We start from the raw sequence: 25415 nt of genomic DNA on the forward strand, positions 1-25415 counted from the left end.
CAATCGCGGCCGCTGTGCGCCCGCCGCGCGGCGAGCGCCGCTCCCGAGCGCGGCAGACAGGGAATCTGTCGCCGCCCGGGGACCGGTGATGGAGCGAGATCGCGGCGAGCGGCGCGCGACCGCTCGGTCCGCGACACGGGGGGGCCCGGCGCTGCTAGTGTCGAACGGGTGGCGCAGGAGCCCGCAAGCGAGGGAAAGGCCCACGTCGGCAAGGCCGTGGTGATCACCACGGCCGTGCTCTGGCTCCTCGGCTGGATCGACCAGGGAAGCTTCGAACCCTGGCACGGGCTGGGCATCGCGGTGTGGGTGGCGGCGGTCCTCGGCGCGCTCACGCTGGTGGCGCGCCGCATCGGACCGCAGCGCGCGCCGATCTGGCGTCAGCTCGTCGTGCTCGCGTTCACCGCCGGGATCGCCAGCTCCATCGCCAACACCTTCTTCTTCCTCGTCGCCACGGCGCTTCCCGAGGTGTTTCCAGAGGGACCGCGACGGCCGCTCGTGGCCACCGCCGTCGTGGGCTTCTTCGACGGCGACGCCTTGTTCGGCTTCTGGGCCCTCCTGATCGAGCTGCCTCGACAGATCGGCGCCGAGCGGCGGCTCGAGCACGAGCGGCGCGCGCTGCGCCAGGAGGTCGAGCTCGCGCACATCCGCGCCGCGCTCGAGCCTCACTTCGTGTTGAACACGCTCAACACGATCGCCGGCCTGGTGACCGAAGAGCCGGCCGAGGCGCGCACCCTGATCGCGACGCTCGGGGACCTGCTGCGGGACATCATGCAGGGATCGCGGCGATCCCATCACACGGTCCGCGAGGAAGTGAGCTGGCTGCGGGGCTTCGCGCGCATCCTGGAGTCTCGGCACTTCGGGCGGCTCGCGTTCGAATGGGACGTGGACGCTTCGGTGGAGGACTGCGTGCTCCCGGTGATGCTTCTTCAGCCCCTGCTGGAGAACGCGGTGCACCACGGCGCGCTGCGCCGACGGGAGCGCGGCCGTGTCGTCCTGCAGATCACCGGGGAGGCAGGACACCTGCGCTGCGCCGTCGAGGACGAGGGTCCCGGCTTCGACCTGGCCGCTGTCCCGCCGGAGGGGCGAGGGCTCGCGCTGGTGCGGCGCCGCGTCGCCCTGGAATCGGCCGACGCGTCGCTGCGCATCGACTCGAAGCCCGGCCGGACGCGCCTGGAGGTCACGCTGCCCAGGAGGACCGCATGAAACCGCTCTCTGCTCTCGTCGTCGAGGACGAGTGGCCGGCGCGCAACTTCCTCGTGGAGCTGCTGCGCGATACCGGGAGATTCGGAACGATCGCCGCGGTGACGAACGTCGAGGCTGCTCGAGAGGCGCTCGATCGCGTCGAGCTCGGCATCGACGCCGTCTTCGTCGATGTCCGGCTCGTCGATCGCCCTGGAGACACGTCGGGCCTCGACTTCGCCCGCTCCCTCTCGGATCTCGCGAGCCCGCCGGCGGTGGTGCTCGCCACCGCGCTGGCGCATCACGCGCTCGATGGGTTCGAGATGGGCGCTGTCGACTATCTGCTCAAGCCGTTCACGCTCGACCGCGTCACCACGTGTGTGGCGCGGCTCCTCGAGCGACGCCGGGCGCCGTCCCCGAGCGCGGGAGAGCCGCGCCTGGTCGCGCGACACGACAACCGCCTGGTCTTCCTGGACCTCGACGGCATGCTGGCGTTTCAGGCGGCGGAGCGGCTCACCTCTCTCCACCACGTCGATGGCGTGTTCTCGGTGGACCTCTCGCTCAACGCGCTCGGGGCCACGCTGGGCGATCGTGTGCTTCGCGTGCACCGCAACTGGCTCGTCGCCCCGGCGCACGTGCACGGGCTCGGCCGGCTCGACGGGGAGCTGGTCCTCGAGGTCGGTCCACGGCTCCGCGTGCCCGTCTCGCGCGATCGCGCGCGAGAGGTCCGGCAGCGGCTCCTGGAGAACACCGTCGGCATCACTCTGCCCGACTGAGCTCGCCTCTCTCGGCCGAGAGGACCAGCTTCCCCAGCTCGAGCCCGAAGCCCTCGATGTCGAACACGTCGTACGTGTTCGTCCCGAGGATCACGCGCGTGTTCGCCGCCGGGCAGTCGATCGCGACCCCTCCAAGGCCATAGTCGCCGGCTCCGGCCGCGGCGTAGACCGTCTTGCCCTCGAGGTCGTGGGCGCCGCCCGAGAGGTAATGCGCCTCGTACGACTCGAACGCGGCCGGACCGAGCACCTCCCCCTTCCAGACGGCGACCAGCCAGCGCTCGAGGTCGGAGACGGTCGTCACCAGCCCGCCATTGCCGACGAGCGACCAGGTGTACGGCCATCCGGCGGGGTCGTTCTCCCCGAAGGTCGAGGCGTCGTATCCGATCGCGGTGTCGACCCGCTCCCAGAGCGGGTCACCGAAGAACCCGCTCTGTTGCATGTGGGCGGGAGCGAAGAGCTCGTCGCGCACGTAGTCCGTGAACGCTCGCCCCGAGACGGTCTCCACGACGTCGGCGAGCAGCGTGTAGCCGGAGTTGGAGTATTCCTCGTCGCTCCCCGGCTCGAACAGCAGCTCCTGCGCGAAGATCCGCTGGCGCGCTTCGAGCCGCGTCATCGGCTCGAAGTCACCCTCCGTGTCGTGGTACTCGTCGAACCCGGCGCGGTGCTGGAGGATCTGAACGAGCGTGATCTCGGCCTTGTCGGCCGGCACGTCATCGAAGAGGGTCGCGAGCGAGTCGGTGACGGCGAGCTTGTGGTCGCCTTCGAGCTTGAAGATGGCCGTTGCGGTCAGGTCCTTCATCACGGAGCCGAAGTCGTACGCCGTGCCGGCGACATTGGGGATGTCGTGGTCTCGATCCGCCAAGCCGTAGCCGCGCGCGAGCACCTCGGCCCCGTCGACCGTGACCAGCACCGACCCGGAGAACCCGGCCGCGGCCGCGTCCGAGAGGCGACGCTCGAGCTCCTCGCGGAGCTCGTCCCGCTCGGGAAGTGCGGGCGACTCCCCGCTGCACCCAGTTTGTGGGACAGCCAGCGTGACCAGGCCGGCTGCCGTCAGCCACTGCGAGATTGGTTTCATGCCGCGCCAGACTGCCAGCCGAGCTCGCGACGATCAGGGGCGAATCGACGAGCGCCAGGTTCTCGGCCACGAGCGGCGGGTTCTGCGGGACGAGCACGTGGGGGCGGCGGCAGCGCGTCCCGGGCCCCAGAGCGCCGTCTTGGCCGGATCGAGGCCAGCCGTGGCTCGCCCGTCGAGGGCGACGCGCGCCGGGTCGAGCCGGTACACTGCGGCGGGCGCGCGGGCGCGCTCGTGGACTCGGAGAATTTATGAGCACAAGCTCTGAGCTTCTGGACAAGAGGATCCGCGTCGTCGTCGAGGGGATGGCGATCGAGTGGGATCTCGAGAACGGGCAGTGCACCTGGGCCGGCGTCCCTTCGGTGTCGATGTTCCTGCCGAGCAGCGTGGTTGGCCTGATGTCGGGCTTCCAGCGGATGGCGGGGACCGAGCGCTTCAACCTCGCCGTGGAGAGCGGGGGGCGGCTCAGCATCGATGACGACTGGAAATACATCTCGGGTTATCCGACGTTCGAGGAGGGCTTCAAGGCGCTCGGGCTCGGCGCGGCCACGGCGGGCTGGGGCGTGTGGCACGTGCTCTCCCTGGACCGGGAGCGGAAGGAGGCCCGCTTCCGCGTGGTGAACGGGTGGGAGTCGGTCTACCAGAAGGAGCTCGATGTCTGCTGGGGCAGCAGCATGATCGCGGGCAAGCTGGCCGGGTTCTGCACCCGGCTCTTCGGGGAGGAGTGCGACGTCGAGCAGACGTCGTTCGCCGCGCGGGGCGACGCCCACGACGAGTTCACGGTGCGCCCCTCCACGACAAGCCTGGAGGACCGGCTGCAGAGCCTGCTCGACGAGGAGCGGGCGACGAAGACGGATCTGGCCATCGCGCTGCACAAGCTGAAGCGCGAGGTCGAGGAGCGCGCCCGCATCGCCGAGGAGCTCCAGAGGACCGAGCAGGAGCTCCGCGACAAGCTGTCGTTGATCGAGCGGCAGCAGCACGAGCTCCGCGCGCTCGCCACCCCGATCATCCAGGTGTGGGACGGCGTGCTGACGCTCCCGTTGATCGGCACGCTCGACGGCGTGAGGGCCGGGGTGATCACCGAGGAGCTGCTCGACGCCATCGTCAGGACAGGCTCCCGCTATGCGATCCTCGACATGACCGGCGTGGACAGCATCGACGGCGAGACCGCCGATCACGTGATCCGGATCATCCGCGCGGTCGAGCTGCTCGGCGCCAAGGGGGTCATCACCGGCGTGCGCCCCGCCGTGGCCGCGCTGATCACGTCGCTCGGCCTGGAGCTGTCCGCCGTGACCACGCTGCGGAACCTCCGCGAGGGGCTGCGGATGTGCATCCAATCGCTCTCGGACAAGGCTGCAGGGGTGTGAAGACGGCGGGCGGTGGGGAGCCGCCCTCCGGCGATGGCTCTGCCCGCCAGTGATCCGGCCAGGGATGGCCGGACCTCGTCCCCACCCCGCGCTCTACGCTTGCGGCCAGGGTCAGCGGCGGTAACGGTGGTGGCGGTGCGCCGGCGCGCGCCCGAGGCGCTTCCGTCGCGTGACGTCGCGAACAACCAAGAGAAAAGGCCCATGAAGCTTCGTTCCATCTCGGTCCTGATCTGCGTCTTCGCCCTCGGCGCCGCGTCGTGCTCGAAGGAGGCGCCGAGCGCCGGCAAGGCCGCGCCTGAGCAGACGCAGGCGAACGCGGCGCACGCCCCCGCGGACGTGAAGCCCGGCTCCCACGAGGACTGGTGCGGAGAGCACCAGGTGCCCGAGTCGCAGTGCACCCGCTGCAACCCGGATCTGATCCCGGCCTTCAAGGCCACGGGGGACTGGTGCGCCGAGCACGGCCTGCCCGAGTCGCAGTGCCTCAAGTGCAATCCCGATCTGAAGATCGTCCGGCCGCCGAAGGAGAGCTGACGTGCCAGGCCGCGTTGGCATCGCGGTGCTCCTGCTCCTCGCCGCGCTCCCGGGCTGCGGAGGCAAGGCGACCGACAACGCCGCGGCGGAGAAGGCCGGGGCGAAGCGGAGCGCGGCGTCGGCCGTCGAGGGCGCCATGTGCAAGGAGCACGGCGTGCTGGAAGCCCTCTGCACGAAGTGCAATCCGAAGCTCGTCCCCGTCTTCCAGGCCAAGGGAGACTGGTGCAAGGAGCACCAGTTCCCGGAGTCCATCTGTCCCATCTGCCACCCCGAGCGCGGAGGCAAGCCGGCGGCCGACGTGGCGAGCGACGGCGCGCCGGCGGACGGGACGAAGGTCAAGTTCAAGACCAAGGACACGGCCCGGCTCGCCGGGATCCTCACCGCGAAGGCCGTCGAGCGTCAGGGCGGCGGCGGCATCCCCGTGACCGCCAGGATCGTCTACGACGCGCTCAAGGTGGCGGAGATCAACGCCCGCGCCCCGGGGGTCGTCCGGCAGCTTCACGTGGACGTGGGCGCGGAGATCAAGAAGGGCGCGCCGCTCGCGATCATCGACAGCGCCGACGTGGGCGCCGATCGCTCGCGGCTGGCCAGCGCGCAGTCGCGCCTCACGATCGCCGAGGAGAACCTGAAGCGCGAGGAGCAGCTCGAAAAGGAGGGGATCTCGTCGCGCCGGAGCGTGCTCGCCGCGCAGCAGGAGCTCGACGCCGCCCGCGCCGAGCGCGCCTCCTTCGCGGCCTCGCTGGCCGTCGTGGGCGCGAGCGCGGGCGGGGGCGGGGGCTACACGCTCACGACCCCGCTCGCCGGCGTCGTGACGCAGCGGAAGGCGACGGTGGGCAGGCTCGTCGGCGTCGAGGAGACCCTGTTCGAGGTGGTCGACGTCTCGAGCATGTGGGCCGAGCTCGACGTCCCCGAGACCGATCTACCGGCCGTCTCGCTGAAGCAGCCGGTGGTCATCGAGGTCGACGGCATCGAGGGGCGCGAGCTCAGAGGGGAGATCACGTACGTCGCGCCGGCCATCGATCCGGCCACGCGCACGGCCAAGGCGCGCGTCCCGCTCGCGAACCCGGGCGGCGCGCTGCGGGCCAACATGTTCGGCCGGGCGCGCATCCTCGCCCCATCCCGCGCGGCGGTCGTGGTGCCCCGCGCCGCGGTGCAGCGCGCGAAGACCGTGAAGCTCGTGTTCGTGCGGCTCGCGGAGGACCAGTTCGAGGCGCGGCGGGTCGAGATCGGGGCGACCGAGGGCGACCTGGTCGAGGTGACCAAGGGCGTGCGCCCGGGCGAGGAGGTCGCGACCGAGGGGAGCTTCCTGCTCAAGACCGAGACGCTCAAGGAGAGCATCGGCGCAGGCTGCTGCGGCGAGGACTGAGGCGCGGGCCATGCTGAACGCCGTCATCACCTGGTCGCTCCGCCACCGGTTCCTCGTGATCCTTGCCTCGATCGGCCTCTCCCTGGCGGGCATCCTCGCCTTCCGCCGCCTGCCGATCGACGCCTTCCCGGACACGACGCCTGTGCAGGTGCAGATCAACACCGTCGCGCCTGCCCTCTCCCCCGTCGAGATCGAGCGCCAGATCACCGCCCCCGTCGAGCAGGCGATCTCGGGCCTGCCCAGGCTCGAGGAGGTCCGCTCGCTCTCCCGCTTCGGCCTCTCCCAGGTCACCGCCCGCTTCGAGGACGACACGGACATCTACCTGGCCCGCCAGGTCGTCATGGAGCGGCTCCAGACCGTGACGCTGCCGCCGGGGATCCATCGCCCTGAGCTCGGCCCGGTCGCCACAGGGCTCGGCGAGGTGTTCCACTACGTGGTCACGGGCAAGGGCAAGTCGCTGAGCGAGCTGCGGACGGTCCACGACTGGGTCATCGCGCCGCAGCTCCGCTCGGTGCGAGGCGTGGCCGAGGTCAATGCGTGGGGCGGCGATGAGCGGCAGATCCAGGTGCTCGTCGACCCGGCGGAGCTCACAGCGCGGGGGCTCTCGCTCCACGACCTCTCCGACGCCCTGGAGCGCAACAACGCCAACGTGGGCGGGGGCAACCTGGACCAGGCCGGCGAATCCAGCCTGATCCAGGGCATCGGCATCGCCACGCGCGTGAGCGACATCGAGGACATCGTGGTCGCCGCCAAGGGCGGGGCGCCCATCCGCGTGCGCGACGTCGCCCGGGTGGTCGAGGGGCGCGAGATCCGGCGGGGCGCGGTCACCGCCGACGGCCAGGGCGAGGTCGTGCTCGGCCTCGGCTTCATGCTGATGGGCGAGAACAGCCACGAGGTCACGACGCGGCTCAAGGCGCGCCTGGAGGAGGTCAAGAAGAGCCTCCCGAGAGGCGTCGACGTCGCCGTCGTCTACGACCGCACCGAGCTCATCGACAAGGTGCTCGGCACCGTCGAGAAGAACCTGCTCGAGGGCGCGCTCCTCGTCGTCGCGGTGCTCTTCGCCTTCCTCGGCAACCTCCGCGCCGGGCTCATCGTGGCCTCGGCCATCCCGCTGTCGATGCTCTTCGCCTTCGATCTGATGCTGCGCGCGGGCGTCGCGGGCAGCCTCATGAGCCTCGGCGCGATCGACTTCGGCCTCGTCGTCGACAGCTCGGTGATCATGGTCGAGAACTCGGTCCGGCGGCTCTCGGAGGATACGAGCGACCGGAGCACGACCGACGTCGTGCGCGACGCCTCGATCGAGGTGCGCAAGCCGACGATGTTCGGCGAGCTGATCATCATGATCGTCTACCTGCCGATCCTCGCGCTCGAGGGGGCGGAGGGGAAGCTGTTCCGGCCGATGGCGCTCACCGTCATCTTCGCGCTCATCGGCTCGATGATCCTGTCGCTCACGCTCATGCCGGCGCTCGCGAGCCTGCTCTTGCCGCGGCGCATGAAGGAGCGCGAGAACGTGCTCGTCCGCCTCCTCAAGCGGGCCTACCGGCCCGCGCTGCAGCTCGCGCTGCGGTGGCGCTGGGCGGTGCTCGCCGGGGCCGCGCTGCTCCTCGGCAATGCGGCCTTCCTCGCGACGCGGCTCGGCGCCGAGTTCGTGCCGCGGCTCCGTGAGGGGACGATCGTCGCCAACACCGTGCGGCTCTCGGGGGTCTCGGCGGGCGAGTCGATCCGCTACGGCACCCAGCTCGAGCGGGTCCTCCTCGACAGGTTTCCGGACGAGATCGAGCGCGTCTGGACGCGCACGGGCACGGCGGAGGTGGCGACGGACCCGATGGGGCTCGAGCTGTCCGACATGTTCATCACGCTCAAGCCGCGAGAGGCATGGAAGCGCGCCGCCACGCAGGACGAGCTCGTCCAGGCGATGGAGTCGGAGCTCTCGGGGATGCCGGGCATGCGCGTCATCTACACGCAGCCGATCGAGATGCGGGTCAACGAGATGGTCGCGGGGATCCGGGCCGATCTGGGGGTGAAGCTGTTCGGCGACGACTTCGACACGCTCAAGCAGAAGGCGCGCGAGATCGAGGCGGCCCTCAAGAAGATCCCCGGCGCCGCGGACGTGGTGACCGAGCAGGTGACAGGCCAGCCCGTGCTCGAGATCGAGGTCGACCGCGCCGCCATCGCCCGCCACGGCATCGCGGCCGCCGACGTCCTGGATGTCGTCGAGGCCCTCGGCGCGCGGGAGGTGGGGCAGCTCCAAGAGGGCGAGCGCCGCTTCCCCGTGGTGCTGCGCATCGACGATCGCTACCGGGAGGACCCGGCCTCCATCGGCCGCATCCTGGTCACCGCGGCCGGCGGTGAGCGCATCCCGCTCGCACGGCTCGCGAAGATCCGCACGACCGAGGGGCCGGCCGCGATCAACCGCGAGTGGGCCAAGCGCCGGATCGTCGTGCAGGCGAACGTCCGGGGCCGCGACGTGGGCACCTTCGTCGAGGAGGCGAGGGCGAGGCTCGATGAGGTCGAGCTCCCGCCCGGCTACTACGTCCGCTTCGGCGGGCAGTTCGAGCACCTCGAGCGGGCGCAGGCGCGCCTGCTCGTCGTCGTGCCCATCGCGCTCGGGCTGATCCTGCTGCTGCTCTACTTCACGTACGGGCGGCTCCTGGATGCGGTCCGCGTCTTCACAGGCGTCCCGTTCGCCGCGATCGGCGGCGTCGTCGCGCTCTGGCTTCGCGACCTGCCGTTCAGCATCTCCGCGGGCGTCGGGTTCGTGGCGCTCTCAGGCGTCGCGGTGCTCGGGGACATGGTGCTCGTCTCGACCATCCGGCAGCTCACGGCGGCCGGGATGCCGGTGCGGGATGCCATCGAGCTCGCGGCCGAGCGGCGCCTCCGCCCGGTCCTCATGACGGCGCTGGTCGCCTCCCTGGGCTTCGTGCCGATGGCGCTGAACACGGGCGTCGGCGCCGAGGTCCAGCGCCCGCTCGCGACCGTCGTGATCGGCGGCGTGATCTCCTCCACGCTGCTCACGCTGCTCGTCCTGCCGGCGCTCTACAGCGTGGTCGGCGGGAGGCTCCGCGCGGACGCCGCCGGCGAGACGGGCGCCTCCGAGTCTCCGCGGCCCGCTGGCCCGGCCCTATCGCCTGCGGCGGAGTAGCCGATGCGCGCGCGCTCCCGCCTCCGCGCGATCGCCGCCGCCGCGGGCGTCCTGGTCCTCGTCCAGGCGCTTGCGGCGGGGCTCTACTGGGCCGTGGAGCGTCGCCGCGGCGCCGAGCGGCCGGGTCGCCCTTTCGCGCACGAGCGGCTCCACGACGGCCAGCGCATGCCGGACGCCACCTTCGAGCAGCCGGACGGGACCTTGCTCGACGCGGCCGCCTTGCGCGGCCGGCCGGTGCTGCTCCACTTCTGGGCCACGTGGTGCGCCCCCTGCCGCGCCGAGCTCCCGCGCTTGCTGGAGCTCGGCCGGCAGCTGGAGAAGGCCGGGAGGCTCCAGCTCGTGGCCGTGAGCGTCGACGAGAACTGGGACGTCGTGCGCGCCTTCTTCGGGGGCGAGGTCCCTCCCGGCGTCGTGCGGGCCGGATCTGCTGCGGTGCAGCGGCGGTTCGGGGTCTCGATGTTGCCCGACACCTTCCTGGTGGAGGCGGACGGCCGGATGTCCCTCCGCTTCACGGGCGCGAGGGACTGGCGTGCGCCCGAAGCGACGACGCTGCTCCTTGGACAGGAGCGGCCAGCGCCCTGATCGCGCTTCCCCCGGGAAATCCCTGGCGAGGGCCACGCCGCCTGCTGCGTGAGGACGGAGCGTCTCTCTGCCGGGTCCTGGCATCAAATGAAAGTAATTAGCAATTACAAACGCCTGCGCGCAGCGCACGTACGCTGGCCGAGCGTTCGCCGGGCGGCCTAGCGGGAAGGCTCCACGAGAAAGGTGCCCAACCCGAGGCTACTCGGCGCCCCCGGCAGACACCGACGACCCATCGAGGGAGCCGCCTGCGCCACCCGAGGCATCCGTGCCGCCGATGCCATCCGTGCCGCCTGCGCCATGGGTGCCGCCTGCGCCGCCCGCGGCATCCGTGCCGCCTGCGCCACCCGCGCCGCTCGTACTGCTCGCGGCATCCGTGCCGCCCGCGCCGCTCGTGCTGCTCGCGGCATCCGTGCCGCCCGCGCCGCTCGTGCTGCTCGCGGCATCCGCGCCGCCCGCGCCGCTCGTGCTGCTCGCGGCATCCGCGCCGCCCGCGCCGCTCGTGCTGCTCGCGGCATCCGCGCCGCCCGCGCCGCTCGTGCTGCTCGCGGCATCCGCGCCGCCCGCGCCGCTCGCGGCACCCGCGCCGCCCGCGCCGCCCGCGCCGCTCGTGCTGCTCGCGGCATCCGCGCCGCCCATTCCACCGGCGCCGCCGCCGCCACCCGCACCGCCTGTGCCCGGGTCCTCCAGGGGGTAATTCTCGTCGAGGCACAGACGGCCCTTGGGCGTCAGGGTGCAGACCTCGCCGTCCGCGCAGGACGACTGGCCTCTCGGGCACTTCGTCACGCCGAAGAGACAGAATCCATTGGTCTCCACGCCAAGGAACACGCACGAGGAGGTCGGCAGCAAGCAGTCGCTGTGGCTCGTGCACGCGTTGGTGCACATACCGACGTCGCCGACCCCGGGCTCGTCCGCGAAAGGATACGCACAGAGGCCCTTCTCCAGGCCTCCGCAGTCCTCGTTGGCGATGTCCCCGCCGAGCCCGCACAGGCCGGCGCACACGCCCAGGTTGGTGCCGACTTCGATGCACCACCCCGCGCAGGGATCCGTGCCGTCGGCCTTGATCGCGCACTGGGCCCCTGTGGGCAGCCCTCGCGTGGGCTCGTCGACGCAAACGTTCATCCGGGGGTCGCACACCCGGTCGCCGCCGCACTGGCTGTCGGAGCCGCAGTTCGGCAGGCACACGTACACGTCATCGATGTCCTCGCAGCGCAGCTCCTCGCGGCCGCGGCACTTCGCCGGATCGAGCTTGTCGACGATGCTCATGAGCGGGGGCTCGCCCGCGGCGCAGCCCAGAAAGCAGAGGCCGCCGAAGCACGCGCTGCCTTCGCCCTCGCAGTCGCTGTCTTGCTCGCACGCGGTCGTGCAGTACCCGCCCGCCGGGCCTCCGCCGAAGAGGTCGTCGCCTGATTCCGTGAAGCAGTGGCCGCGCGGGCCGCAGTCCGCGTCCTTCGCGCACCGGGCGCCGAGCCCGCGCGCTTCACCGGAGCCGCCGTCGCCGGAGCCGCCGTCGCCGGAGCCGCCGTCGCCGCCCCCGGCGCCGCTGTGGGCGCTGGAGCCGCCGTCGCCGCTGCCGGAGCCCCCGTCGCCAGGGCCCCCGTCGCCGGAGCCGCCGTCGCCGGAGCCGCCATTGCCCGCCGAGCCCGCGCCGTCGCTCCCCGCGCCCGCGCCGTCGCTCGTCGATGTTCCTCCCGCGCCTGCGTCGGAGTCGTCAGAGCAGCCGAGAAATCCCGTCGAGACGGCGACCGTGGTGAGCAAAGCCGCCGCAATTCTTCGCACTCTCATCGCTGTCACCCGAACCAGGAGGCCGCGCCCCCATCGGGCGCGCCATCGACTGATTCACAGACGGTACCGGAATCGGCGCCTCTCCAACATCGGCAAACCGCCTTGTGCCGGCGTCCGCCGTCCTCCCGCGCCGGGCCAGCCGGGCGCGGCCCCGCCTCAGAGCCGCACGAGCAGCCCAAGAAACCCGGCGAATGTCGGTCTCCCCGCGGTGCCGAGCCGCTCGCCGCCGAGCGTCACGACGGCGCGGGGCTCGGCGAAGATCGCGTGTACATCCACCAGGAGGGTCGCGCGGTCGGTCAGGCGCAGACCGGCGCCCCCGCCCAGGGCCGCGGCGACCGACCAGACATCGCCCGTCGCGCTCCGCAGCGGCGGCAGGGGATCACCGCTGACGAACAGGTGAATTCCGCCCACGCCGGCCGAGAGCACAGGCGAGAGCGCGCCCCCCGTGTCCAGCGCCCATACCGCCTCCAGAAAGGCCATCTCCTGACGGACGGACACCGTGCCGAGCTCGCCCTCGAGCGTGGGCCCCAGCGTCGGCCCAGCGAACGTCAGCCGCGCCGCGAGCCCCGCGGGCAGCGCGCCGCCGTGGCCGTCCGCGCCGGCACCGTACGACAGCCGCAGCGCGGGCCCCAGCGCCGGCCCGATGCCATCCACGCTCAGGAGCGCCGCGAAGCCGGCCTCGACGCCGACGCCCGCGAGCACCCCGGCCCGCCCAGGCGCAGGGGTCATCCCGGCGGCCCGCCTCCGGACCGGCGCCATCCACCGCTGCACGTCGTCCGGAACGGCGGCGCTGCCGCCCTCCGCGGCGCGCCGGGGCGGCTCCTGAAGGCTCGCCTCCAGCAGGCTCGCCTGCAGGAGCTCGACCGCGCGCACGGCCATCACCGAGGGCGCCGACGCGCCGGCCGCCTCCACGGCGCGCACCACCGTCTTCTGCGTCACCCGGTCGACGATCCAGAGGTCGGCGGTCGCGCCCGTCCGCGAGCGGACGATCGTCGCGGCCGCGAACGCGCCGGCCTCCTTCGCGGCGCGCTCCAGCCCTGCGCGCGGATCGCCCTCGGGCGCTCGCACGACGCGCACCACCTCGAACCCCGCCGCGCCGAGCTCGGCCCGCAGCCGCGTGGCTGCTTCGAGCACGAGCGCATCGTCCACGCCGGCCTCGACGATCACCACCCGCGACGCGGCCGCCTCCGCCTTCTGCGAAGGCGCGCCAGGCGGCGCCGCGTCGGCCCGCGCCGCGGCGGGCGCCGACGCGAGGAGGACCCAGAGCAGGAGAGTGGGGGAGCGCACGCGCCAGGGGTCTATCAGATCGCGGGCGGGCGTGGAGCCGTATCCCAGCGAGCGGAGAGCGGGCAGGGGAGAGAAGGCAGGGGGCCCGGCGACGTGCCCGAGCCGCTGAACCCTGCGGAGCCGGGGGCGACCGTCCGGGCTGGCCGCGTTCCGGAGGACCTCTGTCCTCCGGCGCGAGCCTGTGCGCTCTCCGCGGATGCAGGGCCCTATGACGGCGGATCGCGCTCGCCGCGCGTTGTCATGTGACATGTCACGGCCTCGCAGCGCGATGTCACGCGACATGTCACGGCCCTGGCGTGAAAGGCGCGACGCGCGCCGCCGACGAGCCCACGGCGGGATGGGGCCCACGCGCTGAGAATGGGCCCTTTTCCCCGCTGGGCCCACGGAGCGTGCGCCGCCGAGACCCCTCCGCGACGTGGAACGACGGCGGGGCTGGCGCCCGCGTCGGCTGGTACGCGACCTGCTTATCAATCGTCGTGGACGTGCATCGACACACCTAGCCATGGATCGGTCGTCTCTGGGAGCCGGCGGCTCATGAGGTCGTGCGCGCTGCATTGCCGTCGCCTGGTTCGACGTCCGCTCCGGCTCGTCCTCGGCGCGTGACCTGCGCCCCGAGGCTCGCCGCGCGCGCTGCGTGCCTGTTCACCGCCGCATCACCCACGGGAACGCCCCCGAGACAACAGCCTATGATGAAGACACCTTTCTTGGTTCCTCTCTTCGCCGGCGCCGCGCTCCTCCATGTCGCAGGAGGCTGCAGCGTCCCCGATGACCTGCCGGGAGATCCTGGCGACACGCGTGGATCGATCGACGTGGACGAGCCGATCGCCGAGGCCGGATCGGCCCTGTCCACGCCCATCGACAACGTGTGCACCGCGGTCCCCTCGTACGCCCTGGTCGACAGGACCGTCGCGACGAAGAAGACCCGCTATAGCTCGACCGAGTATCCCAATGGCATGGACCTGTTCAGCATCGGTGTCACCGGTCCCACATGCCAGATCTCCACGGCGGGCTTCTTCAATGCCAGCTGCTGCCCCAGCAACCAAGGGACGACGCCCTACTCGAACTGCAAGTCGGCCCAGGACGACAGCGCAAGGGCCTTTCTGAACGATCTCCGCGTCAGGACGCCGCTCGTGCTGCCGTTCTACATCACCCAGGCCGAGAGGATCAAAATCTCCACGGCGTACTACAAAAACAACAACGCAGATCACGCCGGCGCTATCGACTTCTACAAGTCGAACCTCGCTCCCGGGGAGTCGCCCAGCTTCCAGCTCGTCGCTCCCGCCGCCAGCGTGGTCGTGTTTGCGGGCTGGTGGGGAGCGACCGGAGGCAACCTGATCATGCTGCGCCACACGGCGCCGAACGGAGAGAACTACTTCACCGAGTACCGCCACGTGAGGGGCGGGGTCGCCCACGACAAGAAGGCTGCCTGCAGTTGCATCGATCCCGCCGTCGCGACGGCGGCGGACCGGCTGGCCGGCTGCACAACGGAGCAGCAGAATGAGCCCATCTGCAAGTACGCGGCGAACCCGACATACGACCACCTCTGGGGGCTCACCGGCTACTCGCTTCCGGCGGTGGGGACCGTGCTGGCCCGCGGCGAGGCGTTCGGCTATGCCGGCAACACGGGCACCATTCGCGACAACATCGACGTCAACGGTATTCCGGATGATCCGACCGGCAACACGCACCTGCACTTCGCGACCTGGGTGGAGCGCCCGGACGGCAACAACGACGGTGTCCCCGATCAGGATGGTGCCCAGGGACACGACATCGTCGCCGTCGATCCGTTCGGCGTCTACTCCAAGCTGGGCGGAACCCTCAACGGCAAGGGCTGCTACGACCCCGCGAACACGAGCACGTTCCGGCGCATCATGGCGCCGCACTACCCCGAGACGGTCAATCTCCCGGATACCGTCGCGTACGCGAACAACCACGACAAGTACTACCCGGACGCCGGGTGGTATCCGCAGACGTTCAATATCTACAACAAGGATGGTGCGCGCTTCGTGGCGCTCGGGTACAGCCCCGACGCGCCGTCGCAGTCGACGCGGTGGTTCAACCTCAGCAAGACCTCCATGAACAACAAGATCGCCGAGCTCGACCCCCTGGGGTGGAAGGTCCGGCAGATCTCGGTGCGGCTCGAGTCGGGCGCCCCCCGGTACACCGCCATCTGGGAGAAGAAGGCGCCCGGCGAGACCTCCGAGGTTCATCTCGACATCACGGACGCCCAGTACACCCAGCTCTGGAACGACGAGGTCGTCCCCGGCAACCTGTACGTCCTGGACCATTCCACCCACACCTCGTCGAGCGGGCGGCGCCACAACGTCGTGCTCACGAGCGCCGTCTCGTACATGGTTGACTATTACGACATGACCGGCACGCAGCTGCGCGACACGGACGATGATCTCCAGGACCTCGGGTGGAAGCCCTACTCGATCAGCGCCCAGGAGGGCACCTCGGGGAGCGGCGTCCGGTTCTCCGGCGTCTGGCGCTGGCTCCCCGGCGAGTATGAGGTCGAGTTCGCTCAGTCGGAGTCGACGTTCAAGGCCGAGCAGCTGACGCGCAGCGAGGATGGCTGGCGTCTCCACCGCGTCCAGGGCTACGACAACGGAACGATGTTCGTCTCCATCTGGCACAAGCCGTAGCGGAGATCGCTCCTCGCGGCCGCCGCCGGCAGAGCGCGGCGGCCGCCTTCTGACCGATCCGATCGATCCACCCCGCCCCCACGACCCCGCGGCTGCGCGGCTGCGCGGCACCCTGAGGCTGCGCCGGCGCACCCCTGCCGGCGCGCCTTCGCGCTCGCTCCGGCGCGCTCGCCTCGACGCCAGCGATCCTGGACGCGCGATGGCAGATGGGCTTCCATGTGGATGAGCTCGAATAGGCCCGAACCTGCCGGCGAGACGCCGCCGCAGGGATCAGGGGCGACCGCGCGGACCGAGGGGGAAACGCCATGGCGGATGGGGAACTCGAGGATCTGCAGCAGCTGCCGTCGCGCCAACACAGCGGCTCGGAGTCGAAGCGCGACGACGCTCCGCCGGTGCTCGTGAGTCCGACGGCCGGCGGGCGGCAGGCGCGGTCAGGCCCCACGGAGGCCTCGCCGGAGGCAGGGCAGCCGCCCTCCAGGCGAGAGAAGGCACGGCCGCCGCCCTGCGGGCGAGGGGACCTACGGCGGTCGCCGCCCGCCGAGGAGATCGAGCTCGTCAACAAGACGGCCCGCCGGATCTGCATCAGGCGCGATGGCAGCGACCTCGTCGTGGCGCCTTTCGACGTGGTGCGCACGACCGAGGCGGCGGCGCAGGGGCTGGATCTCAGCGTCTGGCTCGAGCGTGGTTATGTGGAGAAGCGCGCCCCGCTCCATGTCGAGGAGCCGAGCCTCGACGCCGCGGCCATCGCGGGGGTGCTGCTCCTCGGGGGGCTCACGTTGCTGTTCATGGTCACCCTGGACGGCTGGGCCCGCTTGACCTTCGGCGCGGTCGGCGTCGGGATGATCGCGTTCACCGTGTTCCCGTCGCTGGAGCGCTGGGCCCAGCATCGCCACCGCAGCACCGCGCTGATGTTGCGCGACCAGTTCTGGCGCGCGATCGGCATGCTGGCGGTGTGCCTGATGGGGCTCGGCATCCCCGCCGCCACGGTCCTCTTGCAGGCCGAGAAGCAGCTTCACGAGATCTTCAAGCAATCGATGCGCAGCATGGCATTGCTGCTCCTCTTCGCGCTGTTCATCGGCACCGCGGCGACGTTGCCCGCGCTCCTGTTCTTCCTGTTCGCCGAGCAGCGCCGGAACGTGGTGAAGGAGCAGTTCCACCGCGACGTGCTGCGGCTCGACCCCGCGCTCCGCACGATCGACGAGGCGGAGCGGGCCTACTCGCCGCTGATGAAGGACGCGCTGGACACCCGGCGCGGTCCGCTGTTCTTCGTCCCGATCATCCTCAGCACGTTCCTCCTCTCGGTCGGCTGGGTGATCTCGGCGCTGCCGACGGTGGCGTCCGTGGCCGAGACGCTGGGCGACAAGCCGGTCGAGCTCCATACCCTGTTCATCCCCAACCGGACCGCGTTCACATTCGCGTTCCTCGGTACGTATTTCTTCGCGCTCAACATGGTATTTCGCCGCTATGTGCGGGCGGATCTCGGGCCCAAGGCGTACAGCCACATCTCCGTGCGCATCATCATCGCGACGATCCTGGCCTGGGTCATGAGCAAGACGTTCGAGGGCGCCTCGCCCTCGGGCGGCGCGGCGCCCATCGACAACGCGCCCTGGCATCTGCTCGTGCTCGCCTTCTTCATTGGCATCGTCCCGGACACGGGGCTCGCCGTGCTCCATGACCTGCTCAAGACGCGCATGGTCACCTTCTTCGTCCCTACCCTGAAGGACCGCGACCCGCTGACCCACCTCGAGGGCATCACGCTCTACGACAAGGCGCGCCTGCTCGAGGAGGGCATCGAGAACATCGAGAACCTCGCGCACCACAACCTCATCGAGCTGATCCTGCGCACGCGCATCCCGGCCCCGCGCCTTGTCGACCTCGTGGACCAGGCGATCCTGTATCTCCACGCGCGAGACGAGGCCGAGCCGGCCCGGAACGCGCCGTCGAGCATCCTCTTGAGGCTCAAGGCGCATGGCATCCGCACGGCGACCGATCTCGAGCTCTGCATGGCCGTGAAGGAGACGCGCGACGCCGTGGTACGGCTGTCCTCCGAGTCGCGCATCCTGCTCCTGCTGAGCGCGCTGCGGGACGACGAGTGGATGCCGCAGCTCCGGAGCTGGCGCGAGTTCCGCAAGACCTACGAATACGCGTACACCGTCGAGCAGCTCACTCCGCCCTCGCTCGAGGCGAGGCCCCGGGCGGCGTGACTGCGCGTGACGTGGCGCGACGCGGCCTTCCGGGTGAACGGGGTTGGCCGCCGTCCGTCACCGCGGGCTGGCGACCGATCGCCACCACGGGGTCGGCGCGCCGACGCGCTCGGGCTCGAACGCCGCGCCGATCTGGGGGGTCACGACGCGCGCGCCGCGCTCGGTGGCCAGGGAGAGCAGCGTCTCCGCCGGCTCGTCCCAGTCGTGGAGGGCGAGGTTGAAGGTGCCCCAGTGGACGGGCAGGAGCGTGCCGCCGCCGAGCATCTCGAGCGCGGTCAGCGCGTTCTCGGGGCCGAGGTGGATGGTCCCCCACGCAGGGTGATACGCGCCGACCTCGAGCATCACCAGGTCGAAGGGGCCGTGTTGCTTGCCGATGTCCTCGAACCCGGGGAACAGCCCGGTGTCGCCGGAGAAGAAGACCTTGCGCCGCTCCGTCTCGATGACCCATGAAGCCCAGAGCGTCGCGTTGCGGCTGGTCGGCCCGCGGCCCGAGAAGTGCTGAGAGGGCGTCGCGGTGAAGCGGACGCCGCCGATCTCCGCGCGCTCGTGCCAGTCGAGCTCGGTGATCCGCGCCGGGTCGACGCCGAGCGCCTCGAGGAGCGCGCCCACGCCGAGGGGCGTGACGATGGGGACGCGCGTGCGGGCCAGCGCCTCGATCGTCGGAGCGCAGAGGTGATCGAAGTGGTCGTGGGAGAGCAGGACCGCGTCGAGCGGCGGCAGCTCGTCGAGCGCGGCCGGGACCGGGTGGAAGCGCAGCGGGCCGGCAAAGGAGACCGGCGAGGCGCGCTCGCCGAACACCGGATCGGTGAGGACCCGGCGGCCATCGAGCTCGAGGAGGACGGTGCTGTGGCCGAGCCAGGTGACCCGCAGGCCGGTGTCGCTCTGCCGGGCCCAGGTCTCGTGGGGTCTCACGACGGGCAGCGGCGCGGGCGGCTCCCGCCGGCCGCGGCGGAAGAAGAACTCGCCGAGCACGGGAAGCGTCGAGCCCTTGGTCATGGTGGGGCCGGCGCCCGAAGGGTTCTCGAACTTGCCGTCCTTGAACTGAGCTGAAGCGCGCGCCCGCTCGAGCCGCAGCCCTTTGCGACGCCGTGAATCGTTCATGAGAGGACGACCTCCTGCCAGGCGCGGTGCCTGGCGAGACAGAACACGACCTTGAAGGCGACCATCCTGCGGCCCGGTCGCCGGAGGAGGCGTGGGCTCCGCCTGGCAGCGCGCGCGCTCGGCCAGGGTGGCTCGCTCACGCACCGGACGAGCTTTGCGATCGGCGTGCAGACCGTCAAGGCCTGAACTTGACAAATTGTTCTTAACTTGTCAATGTTGACCATCGCCCGAGACCTTCTCCTCGCCCTGGCCCCGCGGCGATTCGCCCCGTGCCCCTCCCGGGTACCGCCTCGGGGGAGCGGCCTGCCTGGATTTGTGCAGGAATCGACGCACGGCGAAGCCCTGGTCATCCGCTGATCCAAGGGAGCCGCGGCGACTCTCGTTCAGGCGAGACTCGACCCGTTCAGTGACACGGGCGAAAAGGGCGCGAGAAGCCAAATGTCTCGGTCGATGTAGGACATCGCGGCACAGGCTATTGGCCAGCAACTGCCGTTGTCGTGGCTTCGTAAATAGTCGTTCATAAATGCCGGCAAATTGGACGAGATGGACAGATGCGCGGCAAAGTGAAGAGAGTCGGCGGCGGGAGACCGGCGCAGAGAGGCGCAGATTTGTGTGTGTTTGCGCGGACTTGTGAACGACCACGCAAACGATCGTGTGAACGCTCATGCGAGCGACCACGCAAGCGATCATGTGAACGTTCACGCGAACTACCATGCAAACGAACGTGCAAATGACGCGGCGGGACGCATGATTGGCTTGACTCGCAACCCGATACGCGACAAGAGTAATCCTCTTAGCGGTGCCTGACCGCCTGTCGAACGAGTCCTCCAGCTCCGCACCTCGTGATCGAGATCCCGTGGCGGGACGATGACCGATGACCACCGCGGCCGTCCCTCCGGAGCCTCCATCGCGCATCGCGTGTCGAGAGCCCCTGACCAGCGCAAGGGCAGCGTCGAGCTGTAGATAGACCGTATTCTTACTTGACAGAGGAGAACAACATGAGATTCGCATCAAGGAGCGCCTTGCTTGCCTCCGCGACGAGCCTTCTCGCCGTCTCATGCATCGCTGGTCTGGACGACACCGGCAGCGAGGAAGGCGACGCGCTCGGGGAGAGCCTTACGATCGATCCGAACGCGGTCTACACGCTCGTCGGCGTGCAGAGCAACAAGTGCGTCGAGATACGCGGGGGCAGCACGGCGAGCTCGGCAGCTGCGCAGATCGCGACGTGCAATGGCTCCACGCGACAGCAGTTCCGGGCGGAGTCCGCGGGGGGCGGATACTTCCGGCTGAAGAACGTGAACAGCGGTCTCTGCCTCGGGATCAACGGTGGATCGACGGCGAACGGTGCCACCGTCGTCCAATCCAGCTGCGGCAACGCCACGAGCCAGCAATTCTCGTTCGTGGATGTCGGCAACAACGCCCAGCGGATCACGGCCCGAAACAGCAACAAGGCGCTCGACGTCGTCGGGCGGTCGACCGCAGATGGCGCCGGCCTCCAGCAGTACAGCTGGGCGAACGGCGACAACCAGAAGTTCACGTTCAAGGTCGTGGGGGGCAGCTCAAGCAGCTCGAGCAGCACCACGAGCAGCAGCTCGAGCAGCGCGAGCACCGGCGTCCGTGGTTCGGGCGGCGCGGGCGGCGCTGGTGGCGCTGGCGGCTCGACCAGCTCAAGCAGCTCGACCAGCTCAAGCAGCTCGACCAGCTCAAGCAGCGCGAGCACCGGCGTCGGTGGCTCGGGCGGTGCGGGCGGCTCCGGCGGTGCTGGCGGCTCGGGCGGCTCCGGTGGCGCTGGCGGCGGCGACGCCGACACGGGGGTCAACCCGGCGTCGGGCTGCACGCTCGGCTATAGCCAGATCCCGGACGGGAAGGGCGGCAAGAACGTCGAGGCCGTCTGTCTTCCGAAGGAGATGAACTTCAACATGGCCGCGTCGCTGGAGGCCTTCAAGACGACGGTCTACCCGCTCTTGACCGCCAACTGCTCCGGCTGCCACAGCTCGACCGGCAAGGCCCAGGCGCCCATGCACTCCGACGTCGATCCGGCGCTGGCCCACGAGTACGCGCTCACGCGCGTCAACTTCAAGAAGCCGGCGGACTCCAAGCTCGTCGTCCGGATGGGCATCGATCGGCACAACTGCTTCGGAACGAGCTGCAAGGACGCAAACACGCAGATGCTCAACGCCGTCACGGCGTGGGCGAACGCCGTCGCGCCGACCCTGCCGGCCACCCCGCGCCCCGTCGCGGCCGGCGAGAAGGTCACCGAGGACCAGGTCAAGGCGTGGATCGCGACGGACAAGGCCACCGTCGCCGCGGCGGACGCGGAGTTCATCAAGTACGCCTCGCTGCACGAGCTCCACAACGCGGGAGTCAGCGCAGAGGAGCTCAACGTGGCCCGCGTGGGTCTGTCGAAGGCCCTGAACTCGACCGCGCGCTGGGCCCCCACGATCGTCAATCCGGTGGACATCAACGGCAAGGGCATGGTCTACCGCTTCGATACCCGCAACTACTGGGGCTACAACAAGGGGGTCACGAAGCTCCACTTCGGCGGATCGGACGACGACGTCTTCTTCGGGAGGACCTCCGTCAACTACCTGGGTGAGCCCGTCGGCTCCGACGTCACGTTCAGGGAGCGCTACAGGTACACCTCGACGGTCCAGGTGGATCCGAGCTTCGCCAGGCTCGTCTGGGGGCGCGTGCTCGCCGGCAATGTGGAGGGCGCCACGGACAGCCAGGTGCTCCCGCCCAACGTCAACGGCTTCAAGACCGATTACATCGAGGCGAGTCAGCTCGTCTACACGCTGACGCGCCCGGACGTCTACAACTCCATCATGGCGATCCCCTGGTACGCGCAGGATCTCGAGGCCGAGCTCGGCGTCAACCACGACGCGGGGGTGAAGTCGTACGAGTACATGCTCACGAAGCAGGCCATCACCGTCGATTCCCGCATGTACTTCAGGGCCAAGACGAAGAGCGGCGGGTACTACTGGAAGACGTGGGACGTCTTCAGCGGGCAGCTCGACGCCGGCGTGAACACCATCGAGCAGGCGTACGAGGTGGGCCAGATCCGGTTCCCCTTCTGGGCGCACCCGATCCCCAAGTTCATCAGCGGCGCCGGCGGCTCGGCGAACAACTTCAGCTTCATCGCGACGCTGGCTCAGCCGAACGGCACGGAGCCGGCGGGGTGCGAAGGGCAGCCGAGCTACGCCGGCGGCAGTTACCTGAACTGCCGCTACTACACCGGGACCGACGGTCTCCAGCAGTCGGCGGAGGAGGTGATCTGGGATCTGCCGAACGGCCTGCAGGGGTACTCCCTCTGGGGCGGCATCAACCAGCGCCGCGTCGACGCCTTCGTCAACATCGTGCGTGATCCGCGCCTCCAGAAGACTGCATCGGACGCGCAGATCAACAGCAACGTGGGCTTCGCCACCCAGGACCGCCGCCTGAACACCGGCAGCTCCTGCATCGGTTGCCATGCCGACGGCATGAACCGAGGCAACAACGATCTGCGCGACTGGCTCGACGCCGGCGGCTCCCGCCTCCCGAAGGGCGAGCACGGGGTCGACGGGTGGATCAACGACGCGGCGACGGTGGCTCAGGTCAAAGAGCTCTATCCGCCGTCGACCGTGATGCGGCCGCGCATGGAGGACGATCGCAAGGTCTTCCTGACGGCGATGGGGAAGATCAAGCGGGGGATGGCCCTCGGCGCGGACAAGAACGTGTACGTGGAGCCGACGATCTGGACCATCGAGTGGGCGCAGAACTTCTACAAGTACCCGCTGAGCCGCTCGAACTAGCTAGCGCCTCCACTCCTGAGCTCATCGGTGCTCGCCGCGCGAGAGGGCGCGGCGAGCTGACCGGCCCGAGGTGGGCAGCGCGGCGCGCGAGAGGGCGCGCCGAAGTGCCTCCCTCGGGCCTCCGCCTTCCACCACACCATTGGTCACCAACGTGAACGTGAACGTGAACGTGAACGTTTACGTGGTCGTGGTCGTGGTCGTGGTCGTCAACGGTATGCCGTGAACGACCACGACCACGACCACGTAAACGACCACGACCACGTAAACGACCACGACCACGTAAACGACCACGACCACGACCACGTAAACGTTCGGATGTAGGAGAACGCGGCGCGAAGCCTGGGTAACGCTTATGGGGGTAAGCTCCCACCAGCGAACGTTCTCCCGATCAGATCAGACGATGGCTGCCAGACCGGCGTTCGTCTTCCGCCGGGCTTCACGGCGTGAGGAGATCGCGCGCCACGGGCTCGTGCGCGCCGCGCGGGTGGCGCTTCAGGTAGAGCTCCGCGATGGGGCGCGCCGCCGCCCGGCCGGCCGTGCGCTCGACCGCCACCATCTTGCGGCCGAGCGCCTCGGCCGCGAACGGGCCGCCCGGCGACTCGGCGACGTACGTGTCGTACCAGGCGACGGCCGCCTCGGGCGAGCCGCCATCGTCGATCAGGCGGCCGAGCAGGAAGGCCGCCGCCTTGCCCTGGCTCGTCCCCGGGAACCGCTTGCGCGTCGCCGAGAGCGCGCGCTGCGCCACGTCGCCGCGCCGCGCGTACCGCGCCGCGTCCCCGAGGGCGACCAGGTCGTCCAGCGAGCCGCGCTCCAGCACCCCCCCGAGGCCGCGCTGCTCGGCTTCGGCCAGGACCGCCCGGAAATCCCCCGCCGCCACGCGCTGGGCCCAGCTCGGCGCCGCCGCCGCGCCGGCCGGCGCCGCCGGCCCCGCACCGTCCGTCGGAGGGCTCGCGGGCGCCCCCTCTGCCCGCGAGCCCTCCGGCCGTACGGCCCCGGCGTCGCCGACCGCGGCGTCGCCAGGTCCGATGATCTTCTCCTCCCGGGGCTGCGCCGCCGTGCCCGCGGGCGGCAGCCCCTTCGGCGCCGGGTCCGCCGCGCTCGCGGCGTCGCTGCTCGAGATCTGCACGTCGCCCTCGCGCATCCGCGCCACGAGCCGCTGGCCGGCGCGGAGCGGCAGCCCGTCGGGAGCGAGCGGCCCACGCACGGTCACGCTCCCCTCGTGCAGATCGACGCGCAGGGTGCCGTCGCTGCGGCTCCAGGACACGTCGAACACCGTGCCTGTGACAAGCACCGCGAACGGCCCCGCCTCGACCGACCAGCGCGCCTTCGGCCGCCGCGTGACGCGCAGCGACGCGCGGCCGTCCTCGAGCAGCATGCGCGCCCCGGCCGCGTCGACGTCCACCACGCGCATCGCGCTGCCCGGCGAGAGCGCGACGGAGGTGCCGTCCGTGAAGCGGAGCCGCGCCTCTCCGCCGGCCGTCGCGGCGATGTACCGGCCTGCGGTCGAAGGCGCGCCCTCGACGGCGTAGTCGAGCGGCCGCGCCGGCCAGAGCGCGACGAGCGCGAGCGCGAGCGCCGCCGCGCCGGCGAGCGCGAAGCTCCACCGCGGCCGCCCCGAGAGCGCGCTCCACAGGGGCGAGGCGCGCAGCCACGCGCCCACGCGGCCCAGGGCTCCTGCGCGGCCCGTACCCCGGCTCACGGCCTCCACGAAGCGGGCACGCTCGGCGGCGTCGTGCGCCGCGTCGACGTCCGCGGGGACGCCGCTCCGCACGAGATCCGCGAGCCGGCTCAGCTTCTCCGCTTCATTCATCGCGCTCTCCTCCGTCGGCGGGGAGGGTCCCGGGCCGATCGAGGTCCTGCGGGGCCTTGGTGAGGTAGGCCGAGAGCGCGGGATCGCGCTCCGCGGCGGTGAGGATCCGGTGGGACGCGCGCGCGAGGTGGCGCTTCGTCGTGGCCAGGGAGCAGCCCAGCGCGGCGGCGATCTCGGTGAGCTCGAGCCCCTCGATGAACCGCAGCACGAAGAGCGTCCGCGACCTGTCGTCGACCTGGTCGAGGATGCGGTAGAGCCGCGTGAGCGCCGCGCGCCCCTGCGGATCCTGCTGCGCGCCGCCCATGTCCGGGAGCTCGCCCGAGGGCGACAGCTGGAGCCAGCGCCGTACGCGCCTGCGCCGCAGCTCGGCGCGCGCCACGCGCACCGCGATGCCGACGATGAAGCTCGAGAGCAGCGAAGGATCTCTGAGGTCCTTGGCCACGCGGAAGAAGCGCAGGAACGTGTCCTGCACATGATCGTCGACCTCGTCGCCCGGCCCGAGGGTGCGCGTCAGGATCCGGCGCACGAGCGGCGCGAACCGCTGCCACAGGATCGGCGCGGCGCCCGGGTGCCCCTGCGCGGCGGCGCGCGCGAGCGCCTCGTCGTCGGTCGCCGCCAGCGGTAGCGCCTGCACCCCCCGCCTTTGCGCGAAGGGCGCGACCGCTGTCAAGGGCGGGACGGTCGACCGGCGGGGTTGGACCACGCCCAGCAGTGTTCCCCGGGAGGCCTCCGCGGCTCAAGATTCGGTACGAGGGGCGCGTGGTGGGCGGCGCTACCTCG

General features: G+C 70.7%; 17 protein-coding genes. 10 read left to right on the forward strand and 7 right to left on the reverse strand.

The genetic code is table 11. The annotated features are described in order from the left end of the window. Positions 1–168: 168 nt before the first annotated feature. On the forward strand, positions 169–1203 hold the full coding sequence (locus POL72_RS51480; RefSeq protein WP_272103809.1) for a sensor histidine kinase: 1035 nt from the start codon (positions 169–171) through the stop codon (positions 1201–1203). Then, positions 1200–1955 carry a LytR/AlgR family response regulator transcription factor gene (locus POL72_RS47770; protein WP_272103811.1) on the forward strand — a complete coding sequence of 252 codons (756 nt, stop codon included), beginning with the start codon at positions 1200–1202 and terminating at the stop codon, positions 1953–1955. The genes POL72_RS51480 and POL72_RS47770 overlap by 4 nt, the downstream gene beginning before the upstream one ends. On the opposite strand, the gene POL72_RS47775 is transcribed toward POL72_RS47770, so the two are convergent. Next, entirely contained in the window at positions 1939–3030 is a 1092-nt protein-coding gene (locus POL72_RS47775; protein ID WP_272103812.1) for a serine hydrolase domain-containing protein, read from the reverse strand. The two genes, POL72_RS47770 and POL72_RS47775, sit on opposite strands and share 17 nt — an antisense overlap. A 248-nt stretch (positions 3031–3278) precedes the next feature. On the opposite strand from POL72_RS47775, the gene POL72_RS47780 reads away from it, so the two are divergent. The 5 genes from POL72_RS47780 to POL72_RS47800 all read left to right on the forward strand — a co-directional run bounded on the left by POL72_RS47780 (position 3279) and on the right by POL72_RS47800 (position 10015). Beyond that, positions 3279–4394: an STAS domain-containing protein gene (locus POL72_RS47780; RefSeq protein WP_272103814.1), complete on the forward strand. Its 1116-nt coding sequence runs from the start codon at positions 3279–3281 to the stop codon at positions 4392–4394. Between the two features lie 201 nt (positions 4395–4595). Then, entirely contained in the window at positions 4596–4925 is a 330-nt protein-coding gene (locus POL72_RS47785) for a hypothetical protein (RefSeq protein WP_272103815.1), read from the forward strand. Position 4926: 1 nt separating this feature from the next. Continuing rightward, positions 4927–6291, forward strand: coding sequence for an efflux RND transporter periplasmic adaptor subunit (locus tag POL72_RS47790; RefSeq protein WP_272103816.1), 1365 nt, complete (start codon positions 4927–4929; stop codon positions 6289–6291). Between the two features lie 10 nt (positions 6292–6301). Further along, positions 6302–9433, forward strand: coding sequence for an efflux RND transporter permease subunit (locus POL72_RS47795; protein ID WP_272103818.1), 3132 nt, complete (start codon positions 6302–6304; stop codon positions 9431–9433). 3 nt (positions 9434–9436) lie between these two features. Next, a complete protein-coding gene (locus POL72_RS47800) occupies positions 9437–10015 on the forward strand; it encodes a TlpA disulfide reductase family protein (protein WP_272103820.1) in 579 nt (192 codons plus the stop codon). Positions 10016–10213: 198 nt separating this feature from the next. On the opposite strand, the gene POL72_RS47805 is transcribed toward POL72_RS47800, so the two are convergent. Together POL72_RS47805 and POL72_RS47810 are read right to left on the reverse strand one after the other, a co-directional pair. Further along, complete coding sequence (locus POL72_RS47805) at positions 10214–11791, reverse strand: hypothetical protein (RefSeq protein ID WP_272103822.1); 1578 nt, start codon at positions 11789–11791, stop codon at positions 10214–10216. Positions 11792–11953: 162 nt separating this feature from the next. After that, positions 11954–13084, reverse strand: coding sequence for a hypothetical protein (locus tag POL72_RS47810; RefSeq protein ID WP_272103824.1), 1131 nt, complete (start codon positions 13082–13084; stop codon positions 11954–11956). A gap of 686 nt (positions 13085–13770) precedes the next feature. On the opposite strand from POL72_RS47810, the gene POL72_RS47815 reads away from it, so the two are divergent. Together POL72_RS47815 and POL72_RS47820 are read left to right on the forward strand one after the other, a co-directional pair. After that, complete coding sequence (locus POL72_RS47815; protein WP_272103825.1) at positions 13771–15729, forward strand: M23 family metallopeptidase; 1959 nt, start codon at positions 13771–13773, stop codon at positions 15727–15729. 305 nt (positions 15730–16034) lie between these two features. Then, a complete protein-coding gene (locus POL72_RS47820) occupies positions 16035–17933 on the forward strand; it encodes a hypothetical protein (RefSeq protein ID WP_272103826.1) in 1899 nt (632 codons plus the stop codon). A gap of 57 nt (positions 17934–17990) precedes the next feature. Here POL72_RS47820 and POL72_RS47825 read toward each other — a convergent pair whose 3' ends face one another. Beyond that, positions 17991–19034 (reverse strand): MBL fold metallo-hydrolase, encoded by a 1044-nt coding sequence (locus POL72_RS47825; RefSeq protein WP_272103828.1) that lies wholly within the window; start codon positions 19032–19034, stop codon positions 17991–17993. A 998-nt stretch (positions 19035–20032) separates the two neighbouring features. Between POL72_RS47825 and POL72_RS47830 the strand changes: the two genes are divergently transcribed. Next, positions 20033–22825: an RICIN domain-containing protein gene (locus POL72_RS47830; RefSeq protein WP_272103830.1), complete on the forward strand. Its 2793-nt coding sequence runs from the start codon at positions 20033–20035 to the stop codon at positions 22823–22825. Between the two features lie 177 nt (positions 22826–23002). Here the strand turns inward: POL72_RS47830 and POL72_RS47835 are convergent, their stop codons facing one another. The 3 genes from POL72_RS47835 to POL72_RS47845 form a co-directional block, all read right to left on the reverse strand. Further along, positions 23003–23128 carry a hypothetical protein gene (locus tag POL72_RS47835; RefSeq protein ID WP_272103831.1) on the reverse strand — a complete coding sequence of 42 codons (126 nt, stop codon included), beginning with the start codon at positions 23126–23128 and terminating at the stop codon, positions 23003–23005. A 133-nt stretch (positions 23129–23261) separates the two neighbouring features. Then, positions 23262–24635, reverse strand: a complete 1374-nt coding sequence (locus POL72_RS47840) for a FecR domain-containing protein (protein ID WP_272103833.1) — start codon at positions 24633–24635, stop codon at positions 23262–23264. Further along, the gene (locus tag POL72_RS47845; protein WP_272103835.1) at positions 24628–25269 is read right to left on the reverse strand and encodes an RNA polymerase sigma factor; all 642 of its coding nucleotides are present in this window, start codon (positions 25267–25269) and stop codon (positions 24628–24630) included. The genes POL72_RS47840 and POL72_RS47845 overlap by 8 nt, the downstream gene beginning before the upstream one ends. Positions 25270–25415 lie beyond the last annotated feature (146 nt).

The organism is Sorangium aterium (genome assembly GCF_028368935.1).
Classification (GTDB): Bacteria; Myxococcota_A; Polyangia; order Polyangiales; family Polyangiaceae; genus Sorangium; species Sorangium atrum.

What these genes read in the sequence shown, in the direction of transcription:
- POL72_RS47770 (WP_272103811.1), top strand. Translation starts at nt 1,200, where the DNA reads ATGAAACCGCTCTCTGCTCTCGTCGTCGAGGACGAGTGGCCGGCGCGC.
- POL72_RS47775 (WP_272103812.1), bottom strand. Translation starts at nt 3,030, where the DNA reads ATGAAACCAATCTCGCAGTGGCTGACGGCAGCCGGCCTGGTCACGCTG.
- POL72_RS47780 (WP_272103814.1), top strand. Translation starts at nt 3,279, where the DNA reads ATGAGCACAAGCTCTGAGCTTCTGGACAAGAGGATCCGCGTCGTCGTC.
- POL72_RS47785 (WP_272103815.1), top strand. Translation starts at nt 4,596, where the DNA reads ATGAAGCTTCGTTCCATCTCGGTCCTGATCTGCGTCTTCGCCCTCGGC.
- POL72_RS47795 (WP_272103818.1), top strand. Translation starts at nt 6,302, where the DNA reads ATGCTGAACGCCGTCATCACCTGGTCGCTCCGCCACCGGTTCCTCGTG.
- POL72_RS47800 (WP_272103820.1), top strand. Translation starts at nt 9,437, where the DNA reads ATGCGCGCGCGCTCCCGCCTCCGCGCGATCGCCGCCGCCGCGGGCGTC.
- POL72_RS47815 (WP_272103825.1), top strand. Translation starts at nt 13,771, where the DNA reads ATGATGAAGACACCTTTCTTGGTTCCTCTCTTCGCCGGCGCCGCGCTC.
- POL72_RS47820 (WP_272103826.1), top strand. Translation starts at nt 16,035, where the DNA reads ATGGCGGATGGGGAACTCGAGGATCTGCAGCAGCTGCCGTCGCGCCAA.
- POL72_RS47825 (WP_272103828.1), bottom strand. Translation starts at nt 19,034, where the DNA reads ATGAACGATTCACGGCGTCGCAAAGGGCTGCGGCTCGAGCGGGCGCGC.
- POL72_RS47830 (WP_272103830.1), top strand. Translation starts at nt 20,033, where the DNA reads ATGAGATTCGCATCAAGGAGCGCCTTGCTTGCCTCCGCGACGAGCCTT.
- POL72_RS47840 (WP_272103833.1), bottom strand. Translation starts at nt 24,635, where the DNA reads ATGAATGAAGCGGAGAAGCTGAGCCGGCTCGCGGATCTCGTGCGGAGC.